This window comes from Serratia sp. PL17, assembly GCF_017832355.1.
GTDB lineage: Bacteria > Pseudomonadota > Gammaproteobacteria > Enterobacterales > Enterobacteriaceae > Serratia.
In genome coordinates, this window is the sequence record NZ_JAFIBY010000006.1 from 62,244 (window position 1) to 76,493 (window position 14,250).

Consider the following 14,250-nt stretch of genomic DNA (forward strand, 5'->3'; position numbering starts at 1 on the left):
CGGTGCCTTACGCCAATGCCTGCGCCAGCAGAGTGATCGGATGTTCGCAGCGCTTGCTGGTCGACATTTCGATTTGCCATTTGCAGGTTTCGCAGTCGGTGACCACGACATCCACGCCACTTTCCTCTATCTGGCGGAACAGCGATGCACCGATCCCCTGTGAGGTCGCATAGTTTTCCGATTTAAAACCGTAGGTGCCGGCAATCCCACAGCACTGCGAGTCCAGCACGATCAGCTCCAGCCCCGGGATTTGCCGCAACAATTCCAGCGTATAAGCAGTCCAGCCCATTTTCTCCATATGGCAAGGCGTATGGTAAGCCACCCGTAATGGCGTGTTTTTCAATGGCAACTGACGTCCTTGATTGATCAGGCGATACAGATAACGTGTCGCCAGCTCTACCCGTTCACGCACTGCCGAGGTATCCACCTCCAGCAAATGCGGATATTCATCGCGCAGAGTAAAAGTACAGCTCGACGACGTTGCCACGACAGGAATACCGCGCTCCAGCACCGCTTCATGCAGCGACTCTGCATTCACCTTGGCCTGCTTTTTGGCCTGGGCGATAAAGCCGTTGGCGATTAGCGGCACGCCGCAGCATTTTTCACGCTTTAGCAGCTGCACGCCGATATCCATCGCATTAAAGACCTTGATCAGATCCTTACCCAGTTGCGGATGGTTGTAATTGACGAAGCAGCCGTGGAAAAACGCCACCTGCTCAGCGTAACGCTGCTGGACCTGCGCTTGCTGGCGGTACCAGCGCCGGAAGGTGCCAAACGAATATTTAGGCAGTTCGCGACGATGGTCAATTTTTAACGCCTTATCCAGTAAAGCGCGTACCGGTTTCAACCCGGTAGCTGCATTAACGATCGGTGCAAACGGCGTCGATAGCGAGCCCATAATATCGGTGTGGCTCAGGATGGCATCGCGCAACGTAGGTTTGCTTTGGGCATAGTCGGCGCGAGCCCGTTGAATGATATCGCCGATTTTGACGTCTGACGGGCAAGCCACCTCACAGCGTTTGCAGTTAGTGCAATACTTAAGCGCTTCGTCGTACAACGCCGGATCCTTGAGCCTCAGACGTTCACCGTCAGGCCCCGCCTGCTTTGGCCCCGGATAGAGTGGGTTGACTTTGGCCACGGGACAATAGGTGGTGCACACCGTACACTTGATGCAGTTCTCAAAACTATTGTCTTTCTGTAGGCTCATGGTTGCTCCTCCTGCGCTGCAATCTGTTGCGCAACATGCAGCGCTCCAATCAGCGAAACACCCGCGCCGCAACCCTGCTGCAGCGGATCGTAGCTACCAGTCACCGCACCAATCGCGAACAGGTTGCTCAATGGCTCCCCGTGTCTTATTGCCCGTAACTGGCTATCGGTACGCACCCCAAATTGCAGATAGGGTTGCGGAGCAAACAGATCGCTATGGCACCAATCTGCGCGATCGGTTCGGCTGTCGACATCCAACCCCAATACCGGTTCACGTATACCGTCGAAGTCCGCCACCAGCCCATTACTGAAAAAGCTGCCGCTGGCCAGCACCACGTGTTGCGCAATGAGCGGAATATCGGTGTGGTTGCGGGTATAGAGACCCGTCACACGCCCAGCGTCGATATCTGCCCGCAGTACGCTGTCACCTGGCATAAAAACGCCGCCCAGTTGCTGTAAACGCGATCGCAGAGCCTGGTGCAAGCGCATGCCCAACACCGAAGGGGGGAGCGTCGGCAACACGCGGATAGGTTTCCCCACCGCCGCCTGCAGCGCCGCCAGCGGCTTATCGTCTTCCAACCCCAAGCAGGCGGGCAAGAAAATCGCCTCGGCATCCCCGGCAAGTCGACGCACTTCATCCGCCATCAATGTCAGGTTCTCAGCAAGATCCAGCACTCTGGCAATATTCACCGCCCGAAACTCACTGGGGTTGTTACGCAACCGGTCCAGCACAGGCAGGTGCATATGAGCCACTTCGGCCTTGATCCCCAACGCCTGCGTCAAGGAACTGGCAACCAGCTGGGGCTGAAAATCTAAAAATCCTTCGATACCAATTACCGCGATGTTTTGCCATGGAAGCTCCCCTTCCAGCGGCGTGACGGGTATCGCCTGCGGGCTGAGCCAAGTGGCTCGGCGCGTGCCAAGCGGCGTAACGCGCAGATGATTACGTTCGCTGCCCCCCTGTAAACTGAGGCCGCAGCGATGCAGCAACCGTGCTGCTTCGTCAGACAACGTGGCTACCCGTTCCGCCCCCATCAATGAATAGGGGTGCTGAGGGGCTTGTATGGCAAGCGCAGGCAACGCTGCCAGGGGAGCCTCTACCGGCGTGCCGTCGGGTAACTGTGCCAGCAGATCAAGCGAGCCGGAGGAGAAATAGAGGGCACTCTGGCCTGAACTGACGACGGCACAACGCTTGCCTTGCTCCGACAAGCGAATCGCACAGGTCATGCCCGCCAACCCGCCGCCAATCACCACTACGTCAAATCGCATCATCGGCCTCCTGTTCCTCCCGGGCATCAAGCCCGCACAATCCCTGGTAAACCCAACTGGTAAATTCGCTTTCGCGTAGCGCATCCCCCCAAGCGATAGGTCGTACCCCTTTCCAACGCTCATTGAGGAAATGTGATAACTGATCGATAGACTGCTGCGGGGTGGTGACGTTAAAACGCGTGAGTAGCCCAGCGGCGCGACAGGCGCAAAGCTCACCTTGGCAGGTGCCCATGCCAACGCGGGTACGACGGCGCAGATCGACCAGATTATTGACGGTGAGCGTGTTCACCGCATAACGCACCTCGCCAGCGGTAACGGCTTCACATTCGCACACCAGGCTGTTATCCAGCCGATCGCCAGCCGGTACCCGACTGGCACGGTCACCGTGACGATAAACCGCCGAACCGCGAATGCTGGCGGGGAGAGAAACCACGCTGCGTACGGTTTCTTCCGCCGACTGGCGGGAACCCGGTAGGGCCTCTTGCGCAGTGGTGCAGGGGCTAGTTAACCCGAGCTTTTCGCATACTTTATCGGTGGCCCACTGTGCCATCAGCCGGTAGGTCATCAGTTTGCCGCCGGTGATGGTGATAAACCCTTCCAACCCGTCACGGCTGGCATGATCTAGCAGCACAATGCCACGGCTGACGTTACGGCCACTCGGATCATCATCACTGGCCACCAGTGGACGCACGCCGGCATAAGCTCGCAGAATACGGGTCTGCGCCAGCTCCGGTGCCAATAACGCGCCTTCACGTATCAGGATGTCCACTTCTTGTGGTGTCACCTGCATGTTGTCAATCTGGTCATAGTCAATGTGGGTGGACGTTGTGCCAATCAACGAAATGGTGTCGCCCGGAACCAGAATGTCGGCATCTGCGGGCTTGCGGCAACGGTTGATCACCATGTTATTGATGCGATGCCCGAGGATCAGCAAAGCACCTTTCGCCGGGAACATGCGAATACGCAAATCGGCATATTCCGCAATCTGCTGGCCCCAAATGCCGGCGGCGTTAACCACTATTTCGGCATGAATATCGTAGCGGCGCGCAGATTTATGGTCGAAAACGCGCACGCCTGTCACGCGATCGCCCACACGAATCAAACCAACCACCTGATGATAGGTCAGAATTTGCGCCCCGTGCTCACGGGCATCGAGCATATTCGCGGCGGTTAGTCGGAACGGATCAACAGTGCCATCGGGTACGCGCACCGCACCTATCAATGTTGGATTCGCCGCGGGCTCCAGGCGCAGTGCCAACTGTGGGTCAATCGCTTCGGCGTTGATGCCGGCACTGTGACAGGCGGCAATAAACTCTTGTTGGTAGGCCAACGAATCCTGCGGCAACGTAATAAACAGCCCATCGGTACGCTCAATGCAGTGATGTGCAATGCGTTTGAGGATACGGTTTTCTTCTATACACTCGCGTGCCGACTCGCCGTCGGTCACCGCATAACGCGCACCACTGTGCAACAGGCCATGGTTGCGGCCCGTCGCGCCAGTCGCGATGTCGTGGCGCTCAAGCAGTATGCAACGCAGTCCACGGCGCGCACAGTCACGCGCAATGCCCGCGCCGGTTGCGCCACCGCCGATGATGATCACATCCGTTTCGTTAGCCGGTGAATGGCTGCTCATGACACTCCCTCATGATCCGTGGTTATGCGTCTATTGAGCCACAGTCACTGGGGTCTTTGTTTGATAAGGAACAATAACGAACCTGAAACGAAAACATAATGTCCACAAAAAACCATGAATGTGATCATAATCACGATTTTTGGGTGTTTTTCTATTTCATAACGTTAACGAATCGCTCAAAATTCGCCGGTGCTTCATAAAAGTGTAACAATTGCGCCATTCATCACAGCGACACCAGGCTGATTTGACTAGGATGGCGCTCGTTATGGAACATAAAAACACCACATTCGATATCCGCTCAATCATCAAATGAACGTACAAGATCATATTGATGTGATAACTAGATAAAGCCATCGGAGGCGCTCATGTTGAGTATTTTTAAGCCGGCAGCACACATTTCCCGTGTGCCGGTCGACAAAGTCGACCCGCTGTACCGTAAATTGCGCTGGCAAATTTTTATGGGGATTTTCTTCGGTTATGCCGCCTATTACCTGGTGCGCAAGAACTTCACCCTGGCCATGCCTTATTTGATTGACCAAGGTTTCAGCCGCGGTGACCTCGGTTTCGCGCTGTCCGGTATTTCTATCGCCTACGGTTTTTCCAAATTCATCATGGGGTCGGTGTCTGACCGCTCCAACCCGCGCGTATTCCTGCCCGCCGGCTTGATTTTGGCCGCAGCAGTGATGTTGTTCATGGGCTTCGTGCCTTGGGCAACGTCTAGCATCGCTGTCATGTTCGTGCTGCTGTTCCTGTGCGGTTGGTTCCAGGGAATGGGCTGGCCGCCGTGTGGCCGAACCATGGTGCACTGGTGGTCGCAGAAAGAACGCGGCGGTATTGTTTCGGTCTGGAACTGTGCCCACAACGTAGGTGGTGGTCTGCCGCCACTGCTGTTCCTGCTCGGTATGGCATGGTTCAACGACTGGCATGCTGCGCTGTATATGCCGGCCTTCGGTGCCATCCTGGTCGCCCTGATCGCCTTTGCCCTAATGCGTGACACCCCACAATCTTGTGGCCTGCCACCGATCGAAGAATACAAAAACGATTACCCGGACGATTACAGCGATAAAGCGGAAGAAGAGCTGACTGCCAAGCAAATCTTCATGCAATACATTCTGCCGAACAAGCTGTTGTGGTACATCGCCGTAGCCAACGTGTTCGTCTACCTGTTGCGTTACGGCATCCTGGACTGGTCACCGACCTACCTGAAAGAAGTGAAGCATTTTGCGCTGGACAAGTCTTCCTGGGCTTACTTCCTGTACGAATATGCCGGTATTCCGGGCACCCTGCTGTGCGGCTGGATGTCGGACAAGGTGTTCAAAGGTAACCGCGGTGCAACGGGCGTGTTCTTTATGACCCTGGTGACCATCGCCACCGTGGTTTACTGGCTGAACCCGGTCGGTAATCCTGGCATCGATATGGCCTGTATGATCACCATCGGCTTCCTGATTTATGGCCCGGTGATGTTGATCGGTCTGCACGCATTGGAGCTGGCGCCGAAGAAAGCAGCCGGTACCGCTGCGGGCTTCACCGGTCTGTTCGGTTACCTGGGGGGTTCCGTCGCAGCCAGCGCCATCGTCGGCTATACCGTTGACTACTTCGGTTGGGACGGCGGCTTCATGGTGATGATTGGCGGCAGCATCGGTGCGGTAGTCCTGTTGTTGCTGACCATGATGAGCGAGAAAAAGCACCACGCAGAAATCGCTGCCAATAAACGCGGTTAAGTTTCATATCACTGTCGCATTATTTAAAGGCCGCATTGCGGCCTTACACTGCTGACAAAGCCTGTTATTAGGGAAAGTGTGCCGATGGGGTCGTAGCGGCTTGTCCGCCGGAGCGCCCCTCGGCGCGCTAAGCCCGGGCATCTCGGGTTCAAAAACCACTTTGTCATCAAACTCAGGCCGCATTGCGGCCTTTTTACTCCCCTCTGCCCCTACAACACGGAGAACAACAACATGCGGACTCAAGTCAAAGCCCTGCTGACAGGGATCATCCTGGCGACCTCAATGGTCAGCGCGGCGCACGCCGCCGACAAGGTAGTCATTGCCCACCGTGGCGCCAGCGGTTATCTGCCGGAACACACGCTGCCCGCGAAGGCCATGGCCTATGCGCAGGGGGCAGACTTCCTCGAGCAGGATCTGGTGATGACCAAAGACAACGAGTTGGTGGTGTTGCATGACCACTATCTCGATCGCGTCACCGATGTGGCAGAACGTTTCCCAGACCGTGCGCGCAAAGATGGTCGCTATTACGCCATCGACTTCACGTTGCCGGAAATTAAATCGCTGAAGTTTACCGAAGGCTTTGAGATCGAAAACGGCAAGAAGGTACAGGGATACCCAGGCCGTTTCCCGATGGGCAAATCCGACTTCCGTGTTCATACCTTCCAGGAAGAGATCGAGTTTGTTCAGGGCCTGAACCATTCAACCGGTAAAAATATCGGTATCTACCCGGAAATCAAAGCACCCTGGTTCCACAAGCAGGAAGGCAAAGACATCTCCAGCAAGGTGCTGTCAGTCCTGAAGCAGTATGGTTATACCGGCAAAGGCGATAACGTCTATCTGCAATGCTTCGACGCCAACGAACTGAAGCGAATTAAAACCGAGCTTGAACCGAAGATGGGTATGGATCTGAAACTGATCCAACTGATTGCCTATAACAAGTGGCAGGAAACCTATGAGCAAAAGGCCGATGGCAAGTGGGTGGAATACGACTATGACTGGATGTTCAAACCAGGCGCGATGAAGCAAATTGCTCAGTACGCCGACGGTATCGGACCGGACTACCACATGCTGGTGGTAGCGGAGAAATCCAAGCCCGGCAAGGTGGTATTGACCGACATGGTGAAGGAAGCCCATGCCAATAAACTGGCGGTGCACCCATTCACCATCCGTGCAGATGCGCTACCGAACTACGTCACCGACGTGAACCAACTGTATGACGTGATTTACAACCAAGCAGGCGTTGACGGCGTATTCACCGACTTCCCTGACAAGGGCGTGCAATTCCTGCAAAAGCAGGGCCAGCACAAGTAACCATCAGGGCGCCGCAAGGCGCCCCATGATAAGTCACAACCCAATGGATTTCGCGTCCCGGCGAGGCTGACAAGTAAACGCATCCCCGGGAGCTTACTCAAGTCAGTGACTGGGGTAAGTGCGCGTAGCCAACAATGCTAAACGAAGGGTTATCAGGCCAGGAACATCTTACGCAGATAGTGCGGTACCGCGTCGTCGACGTTGGAGCCAATCACTTCCAGCTCAGGCAGCTTGTCTTTCAGACGCTGGTGCGCGTCACGCATGATGCAGCCTTTACCGGCCATCGACAGCATTTCCAGATCATTCATACCGTCGCCAAAGGCAATGCACTCTTTCAGCGTATAGCCGATGATCTTGGCCACTTCTTCCAGCGCATGCCCTTTTGACACACCGCCCGCCATCACTTCCAGACAGGTTGGAAACGAGAAACTGACGTTAACCCGATCGCCCCAACGCGCATTGATGGCATCTTCCAGCGGCAGCAGTTTTTCGTGATCGTCACAGGTGAAGTACACCTTGCACACACCGTCGGTTTCCAGCAGTCCTGGCTCGAACAGTTGGTAGGTGAAGATCGACTCGCGGAAGAATTCCTCCTGCTCCGGGCTTTCGCGGTTGATGTACCAGTCGTCGTTACGGTAGACGTTGGTGGTGATGTCCGCATCGTCATGCAGCATGCCGTAGAGATCACGGGCAATGTCTTCGGCCAGATTATGGCTGAAAATCAGCTCGCCGTCGGTATTGTGCACTCGAGCGCCATTAGAGGTGATCATAAAGGCATTGATATCGAGGCTATCGCGGATCTGCGCAACGTCGATATGGTGGCGGCCGGTAGCAAAAACAAAATGCACGCCACGCTGGGTCAGCAGCTTCAAGGTCTCTTTGGCGTAAGGTGACAGCGTATGGTCAGGTGATAGCAGCGTGCCATCTAAATCGGAAGCAACGACGTGATACATAGCGGTATGTTCTAACCTCTGATGGAGTGGTCGGCGGTAGGTGCACCACCTAAGTGTTGAGCATAGAAACGCAGGATTGCGCTCAATGCTTCGGCGCGCATCGCGTCCCGCTCAAACAGGATCTCATGCCGTGCGCCTTCGATAACCTGCGGTTTACCCCCTTCACAGGGATGACCCGCGTCTGACAATGCCTGACAAAAAGCCTGGTGGGAACGGTTGTCGACCACCCGTTCTTCCCCGGCCTGTAATAATAATAGCGGCGTGGTTATTTTAGCCGCTTGAGCAATAATCTCTCGCCCAGCCTGCAGGCTTTCCCTTACCCAATGGTAAGTCGGCCCGCCCACTTGTAACTCGGGATAATCGGCGTAATAACGCAAACAGCGCCGATAGCGCTCCCGGCTGTGGGTCAATACATTGACGACATAGGGCAGTGGCCGCCACTGGCCAGTGCCTATTGCATAGTAGTCGCGTACTACGGGGTATTTCTCCGCCCAATTCAGGATACGGTTTGCCATCCAGTCGGGCATTGGCAAATAAATACCGAACATGGGTGCACAAAACGCAGCTGCGTCAAAGCTCTGAGGCTGGCGTACCAGAAACTGCGCCAGGATCGCTCCCCCCATCGAATGGGCCAACGCAAAACGTTGCCGGTAGCCACCTGGTGCCACTTCTTGCTGATAGAATTGCGCGAAATCGTCAACGTAATCGGCAAAGTTTATCACATGACCCCGGTGCGTATCTGCCAGCAAACGGCCTGAACGGCCTTGCCCGCGGTGATCCAGAATCATTACGTCATAGCCGCAATGAAACAGATCGTAAGCAACCTCAGGATATTTAACGTAACTTTCGATGCGGCCGGGGCTGATCACCACCACCCGCTGGTGACGTGCAGAGCGGAAACGTACGAAACGGATTGGCACACCGCCAACCCCGCTGAACTCGCCTTCTTCACGCAGCCGCCAAAAATCCAGCAGCGGTCCGGTGGCGAAGGCAGCGAACTGCGTTTCACGCGTTAACCAGTCATCAGTGCTGAGAGTAAACGACGTCATCAAGAGCTTTTCCCTGAGCCGCCAGCGGCAAAAATGTGACTTCTGGCACAAGAAATAATACTAGCGTATTGTGATTCAATTCTTACAAAAACCGAACCATTTTGGCACAAATTGGCGCTTTCAGGGAGCACTGCGATGACCTTAGACTGGTGGTTAACCTATCTGCTAACAACCCTTATCCTCAGCCTGTCACCCGGTTCAGGGGCGATCAACACCATGAGCACCGGCATCAGCCACGGTTATCGTGGCGCGGCAGCATCGATCGCCGGCCTGCAGGTTGGGCTGAGTTTGCATATCGTTCTGGTCGGCATTGGCCTGGGCGCGTTGGTGTCACAATCGCTGATGGCGTTTGAATTGCTGAAATGGCTGGGTGCTGCTTATCTCGTGTGGCTCGGTATTCAGCAGTGGCGCGCCGCCGGTGCCCTGGACCTGCATACGCTGGCGGGTACGATGCCGCGCCGCCGCCTGTTCCGCCGTGCGGTGCTGGTAAATCTGACCAACCCAAAAAGCATCGTGTTTCTGGCCGCGCTGTTCCCACAGTTTATTTTGCCCAACCAGCCGCAGGCCGAACAGTACCTGGTGCTGGGTGTCACCACCGTGGTAGTGGATATCATCGTGATGATTGGCTACGCCACGCTGGCAACCCGCATTGCAGGTTGGCTAAAAACGCCGCGCCAAATGCAGCTGCTGAACCGCATCTTCGGTTCGCTGTTTATTCTGGTGGCCGGGTTGCTCGCCACGGCAAGAAAAGCCTGATAGCGCATTCTACGCCTAATTATCGCAAACAGGTTGGAGAGGATCAGCGCATAAGACCCGGAGCCTACACGGAGTACGTGAGGCTCCTGAGCACTGCTCGGGCCCAACCTGGCAAGTAAAATAGCCTAGCGGGTAAAAATCAGGTGCAAGCCGAAGCCGGTGAACAATACGCCCGCCAGCCCGTCGATCCACTTAGCCAGCCGCTGATAGCCGCGGCGCATCGCTGGCAGCGCAAACACCACCGCAACCAGGCTGAACCAAACAAACGTCTCAGCGATGATCAACAAAAACAGGCCCCAGCGCGCACCGGCCCCCACATCGTCACCCACAAACAGTGAAAACACGCTGCCGAAATAGATAACCGCCTTCGGATTAGACAGGTTAGTCAGGAAACCACGAATAAAGCTGCGTCCCGGCTTGGGCAAGGCGACTTTCACTTCCGGTGCCAGCGCAGATTGCGCGTTTTGGGCGCGAGCGGAACGCAGCAGCTGCCAGCCCATCCAGCACAGGTAAATCCCACCGCCGACCATAATAATCTGATGCAGCCAGGCCATTTTTTGCAGGATCAAGTGCAGGCCCATCAGCGCCACCCCCGCCCACACCACGATGCCGAGCGAAATGCCCACCACGCCCATCATCGCCTCACGGCGCGAACGGCTGGCGGCGGTTTGCGACACAAAAAAGAAGTCTGGGCCCGGGCTCATCAGCGCAATCAGGTGCACCAGAGCCACGGTTAGAAATAGCATCAACATGATTTATTGCCCTTAATCTTCGTCATTATCGAGGTGCTCGCGGATCATCGCCATAAACGGGGCGCCAAAACGCTCCAGCTTGCGCTGACCGACACCGTTAACACTCAACAGGTCACCGGCCTTAATTGGCATCTGTTCCGCCATTTCCAGCAGCGTAGCATCGTTGAATACCACGTAAGGGGGGATATTTTCTTCGTCGGCAATCGACTTACGCAGCTTGCGCAGTTTAGCGAACAATTTGCGATCGTAATTACCACCGTAGGATTTTTGGTTAGCGCTACTGCGGACCTTCAGGCTCTGGATGCGCGGTACCGCCAGTTGCAGCTCCAGCTCACCACGCAGTACCGGGCGTGCGGCCTCGGTCAGTTGCAGCGCCGAATGCATAGCGATGTTCTGAGTGATAAAACCCAGGTGGATCAACTGACGCAGTACGCTCGTCCAATGCTCGGTGGTTTGATCGCGACCAATGCCGTATACCGGCAACTTTTCATGCCCGTATTCACGGATACGCTGGTTATTGGAGCCGCGCAACACTTCGACAATATAGCCCAGCCCGAAACGCTGGCCGACACGATACACGCAGGACAACGCCTTGCGGGCATCTTCCAGTCCGTCATAGCGCTTGGGCGGATCCAGGCAGATATCGCAGTTGCCGCAGTTCTGGTGTTTACCTTCACCAAAATAGTTGAGTAACACCAATCGGCGACAGGTTTGCGCTTCAGCAAACGCGCCCATGGCATTGAGCTTATGTCGTTCAATATCCAGCTGCTGCCCGGCCGGTTTTTCTTCCAGACAGCGACGCAGCCAGGCCATGTCCGCCGGGTCATACAACAAAATGGCTTCAGCCGGCAGGCCGTCGCGACCGGCGCGACCGGTTTCCTGGTAATAAGATTCGATATTGCGTGGAATATCAAAGTGAACCACGAAACGCACGTTGGGTTTGTTGATGCCCATGCCGAAGGCAACGGTAGCCACCACCACCTGCAAATCGTCACGTTGGAAGGCTTCCTGCACCTGTGCGCGGCGCTCATTATCCAGCCCTGCGTGGTAGGCTCCCACGCTTAGGCCACGGCTTTGCAGGCGCGCGGTGGTGTCTTCAACCTTGGCGCGGCTGTTGCAGTAAATAATACCGCTCTTACCCCGTTGGTCCTGCACAAAGCGCCACAGCTGATCGAGCGGTTTGAACTTCTCCACCAGCGTGTAACGAATATTCGGTCTGTCAAAGCTGCTGACCTGGACGAGCGGATCCTGCAGCGCCAACAGACGCACGATATCGCCACGCGTCGACTCATCTGCGGTCGCGGTCAGGGCAATCACCGGCATATCTGGGAAGCGTTGCTTCAGCAGCCCCAGCGCGCGGTATTCTGGACGGAAATCGTGACCCCACTGAGAAATACAATGCGCTTCATCCACCGCCAACAGGGCCGGTGGATAGCCCCCGAGCTGATCGAGGAAACTGTCCATCATCAATCTTTCAGGGGCGATATACAGCATTTTGATCTGGCCATTGCGGCAACCCGCCATCACTTCAAGCTGTTGCTCGCGTGTCTGAGTCGAGTTATAGCAAGCGGCAGAGACGCCATAGGCCAGCAGTTGATCAACCTGATCTTTCATCAATGAGATCAATGGGGAAACCACTAATGTCAGGCCGTCCATCACCAGCGCCGGGATTTGATAGCACAACGATTTACCGCCACCGGTCGGCATAACAACCAGGCAATCCTGCCCAGCGATCGCCGTATTGATAATCGTTTGTTGACCCGGTCGGAATTGCTGGTAGCCGAAGGTATCGCGTAATACCTGCTCTGCCAGCAACTCTTTGTTTATCACTGCTGCGGTTGACACACACTTCCCCACTTTGAACGGTATTCCCAAAGTCATTGGAGCTGCGGCAAGGCGGCCAGTAGGTGAATCCCCGGGAGCTTGGCCAACCAAGTGAGCGGGGGTGAGTCTACGCAGCCAACACAGCAGCAGCTTCAAGTACGCAGGGTATGATTACATAATATCGTTTAGCATGACACCAACGCCAACCCGTGTCTGCCGGAAGTTGTAATCAATCAAGGATTCGCCGTAGCCGCTGAACACCTGAGTGTAGAAACGCACGTGCTTGCCGATCGGGTAGCTCCAGCCCATTTCCGCGCCGCCGTAGCCGCTGTTCCAGTTATAATGGCTGTCGACGCTGAATATGCTGTCACCCCAGGCATAACCGACTTTCAGGCGGTAGTAACCCATGTATTTGGTGATATCCGGGTTGTCGTCGCTGCTGTCGCTTTCCGAGAAACGGAACCAGGGTTTGAGATCCACCTGCCAGTTGCCATTTTGCGCCATAAAGCGCGCGTAACCGCGGTTCCAACTGCGAGAAGTGGGATCAGAGCGGCCGTTGGATTGGTGGTTAAGACCAACTTCAACGTCACGCAGTGTCCAACCGGCAAAGCTGTAATCCGTCGCCCAGCCCAAGAATACCTGTGGTTCATAGTTGGTCTCACGGAAGGGCGATGACTCACTGTGGTTGGAAAGCTGCCACCATGAGCGTTGCGTGTAAGAAGCGCCCAGCACAGAGTTGTCGCCGGCAATACCGCGCCACAGTGGAAACGCCAGGCTGAGCTGGTATTTCACTTCATCCTTGCGTGCATTTTCGGCCCAGTTATAGGACTTGATGGCTTCTTTGTTGATATTGCTGGTATCGGTGTACAACACGTAGTTGGTATCGTACGGGTACAGCGTAAATGGGTTGTCGTGATCCTGCAGCATGTTGGCAATAATGCTGCCGCGCACCGCCGGTTTATCATGAATTTGCTGCTCTTTGGCCTCTTCCGCCTGAACCACCAGCGGCACCGCCAGCGTGGCTAAAACGATCCCTGACAAAATGCGCATAACGTTCCTCACCCCAACAAAAAATGACAAACTCTGAAATAAAAACAGGCCATTTTACACACAAAGGCGGTTTTACAGCAGCGTGACGTGTATTTATTGGATTAGTCTGGAAAGCAACAAAATATAGGCATAATATCAACAAACAGTTAACCTGGACTGACCAGTTACCTTCCCTACTACACAGAACAAGCATAGGTATTTATGTCTACCACACCACTGACTCTCGAAGCCGCACGCCAGAAAATTGGCGAAATCTTTGTTTATCACATGCCGTTTAACCGCGAGCTGGGCCTTGAGCTCCGCCGCTTTGACGACGACTACGTGGAGCTGAGTTTCACCAACCAGCCCAAGTTGGTGGGCAACGCTGCCCAGAAGATCCTGCACGGTGGCGTAATCGCGTCGGTACTGGACGTCGCCGCAGGGTTGGCGTGCGCCGGCAGTGTGTTGATGCGTCTGGATCCTCTGCTCAAAGAAGAAGTCGCTACTCGCCTGTCACGCATGGGGACTATCGATCTGCGCGTTGACTATCTACGTCCGGGTCGCGGTGAGCACTTCGTGGCTGCGGCCAGCGTCTTGCGCAGCGGCAACAAAGTTGCTGTCGCCCGCGTTGAACTGCATAACCACGATGGCCTGCATATTGCCAGTGCCACCGCCACCTACCTGGTCGGGTGATTGTATGCGGTGAGCGTCTTCAGTACACTCACCGCACCTCCGTTTTACCCATCT

General features: G+C 55.4%; 12 protein-coding genes. 4 read left to right on the forward strand and 8 right to left on the reverse strand.

Translation table 11 applies throughout. From position 1 onward, the window contains the following. Positions 1 to 7: 7 nt before the first annotated feature. From glpC to glpA, 3 genes are read right to left on the reverse strand one after another with little or no spacing between them, the layout of a single operon-like run. Complete coding sequence (gene glpC, locus JOE25_RS18700; RefSeq protein ID WP_209637767.1) at positions 8 to 1,207, reverse strand: anaerobic glycerol-3-phosphate dehydrogenase subunit GlpC; 1,200 nt, start codon at positions 1,205 to 1,207, stop codon at positions 8 to 10. Further along, positions 1,204 to 2,475 carry a glycerol-3-phosphate dehydrogenase subunit GlpB gene (gene glpB / locus JOE25_RS18705; RefSeq protein ID WP_209638126.1) on the reverse strand — a complete coding sequence of 424 codons (1,272 nt, stop codon included), beginning with the start codon at positions 2,473 to 2,475 and terminating at the stop codon, positions 1,204 to 1,206. The genes glpC and glpB overlap by 4 nt, the downstream gene beginning before the upstream one ends. Then, a complete protein-coding gene (glpA, locus tag JOE25_RS18710) occupies positions 2,465 to 4,108 on the reverse strand; it encodes an anaerobic glycerol-3-phosphate dehydrogenase subunit A (RefSeq protein WP_209637769.1) in 1,644 nt (547 codons plus the stop codon). The genes glpB and glpA overlap by 11 nt, the downstream gene beginning before the upstream one ends. Positions 4,109 to 4,473: 365 nt before the next feature. Here glpA and glpT point away from each other — a divergent pair, with 365 nt between their 5' ends. Next, positions 4,474 to 5,829 (forward strand): glycerol-3-phosphate transporter, encoded by a 1,356-nt coding sequence (glpT, locus tag JOE25_RS18715; RefSeq protein ID WP_037426293.1) that lies wholly within the window; start codon positions 4,474 to 4,476, stop codon positions 5,827 to 5,829. Between the two features lie 231 nt (positions 5,830 to 6,060). Then, positions 6,061 to 7,140, forward strand: a complete 1,080-nt coding sequence (glpQ, locus tag JOE25_RS18720) for a glycerophosphodiester phosphodiesterase (RefSeq protein WP_209637771.1) — start codon at positions 6,061 to 6,063, stop codon at positions 7,138 to 7,140. A gap of 152 nt (positions 7,141 to 7,292) precedes the next feature. Here glpQ and yigL read toward each other — a convergent pair whose 3' ends face one another. Both yigL and pldB read right to left on the reverse strand, forming a co-directional pair. After that, positions 7,293 to 8,093, reverse strand: a complete 801-nt coding sequence (gene yigL / locus JOE25_RS18725; protein ID WP_209637773.1) for a sugar/pyridoxal phosphate phosphatase YigL — start codon at positions 8,091 to 8,093, stop codon at positions 7,293 to 7,295. An 11-nt stretch (positions 8,094 to 8,104) separates the two neighbouring features. Beyond that, positions 8,105 to 9,142 carry a lysophospholipase L2 gene (gene pldB / locus JOE25_RS18730; RefSeq protein ID WP_209637776.1) on the reverse strand — a complete coding sequence of 346 codons (1,038 nt, stop codon included), beginning with the start codon at positions 9,140 to 9,142 and terminating at the stop codon, positions 8,105 to 8,107. A 135-nt stretch (positions 9,143 to 9,277) separates the two neighbouring features. Here pldB and rhtB point away from each other — a divergent pair, with 135 nt between their 5' ends. Next, positions 9,278 to 9,898, forward strand: a complete 621-nt coding sequence (gene rhtB / locus JOE25_RS18735) for a homoserine/homoserine lactone efflux protein (protein ID WP_209637778.1) — start codon at positions 9,278 to 9,280, stop codon at positions 9,896 to 9,898. 125 nt (positions 9,899 to 10,023) lie between these two features. On the opposite strand, the gene rhtC is transcribed toward rhtB, so the two are convergent. The 3 genes from rhtC to pldA all read right to left on the reverse strand — a co-directional run bounded on the left by rhtC (position 10,024) and on the right by pldA (position 13,524). Next, on the reverse strand, positions 10,024 to 10,650 hold the full coding sequence (rhtC, locus tag JOE25_RS18740; RefSeq protein ID WP_209637779.1) for a threonine export protein RhtC: 627 nt from the start codon (positions 10,648 to 10,650) through the stop codon (positions 10,024 to 10,026). A gap of 12 nt (positions 10,651 to 10,662) precedes the next feature. Then, positions 10,663 to 12,495, reverse strand: a complete 1,833-nt coding sequence (recQ, locus tag JOE25_RS18745) for an ATP-dependent DNA helicase RecQ (protein WP_209637781.1) — start codon at positions 12,493 to 12,495, stop codon at positions 10,663 to 10,665. Positions 12,496 to 12,645: 150 nt separating this feature from the next. Continuing rightward, positions 12,646 to 13,524: a phospholipase A gene (pldA, locus tag JOE25_RS18750; protein WP_209637783.1), complete on the reverse strand. Its 879-nt coding sequence runs from the start codon at positions 13,522 to 13,524 to the stop codon at positions 12,646 to 12,648. Between the two features lie 201 nt (positions 13,525 to 13,725). On the opposite strand from pldA, the gene JOE25_RS18755 reads away from it, so the two are divergent. After that, positions 13,726 to 14,196, forward strand: coding sequence for a thioesterase family protein (locus JOE25_RS18755; protein WP_209637785.1), 471 nt, complete (start codon positions 13,726 to 13,728; stop codon positions 14,194 to 14,196). Positions 14,197 to 14,250 lie beyond the last annotated feature (54 nt).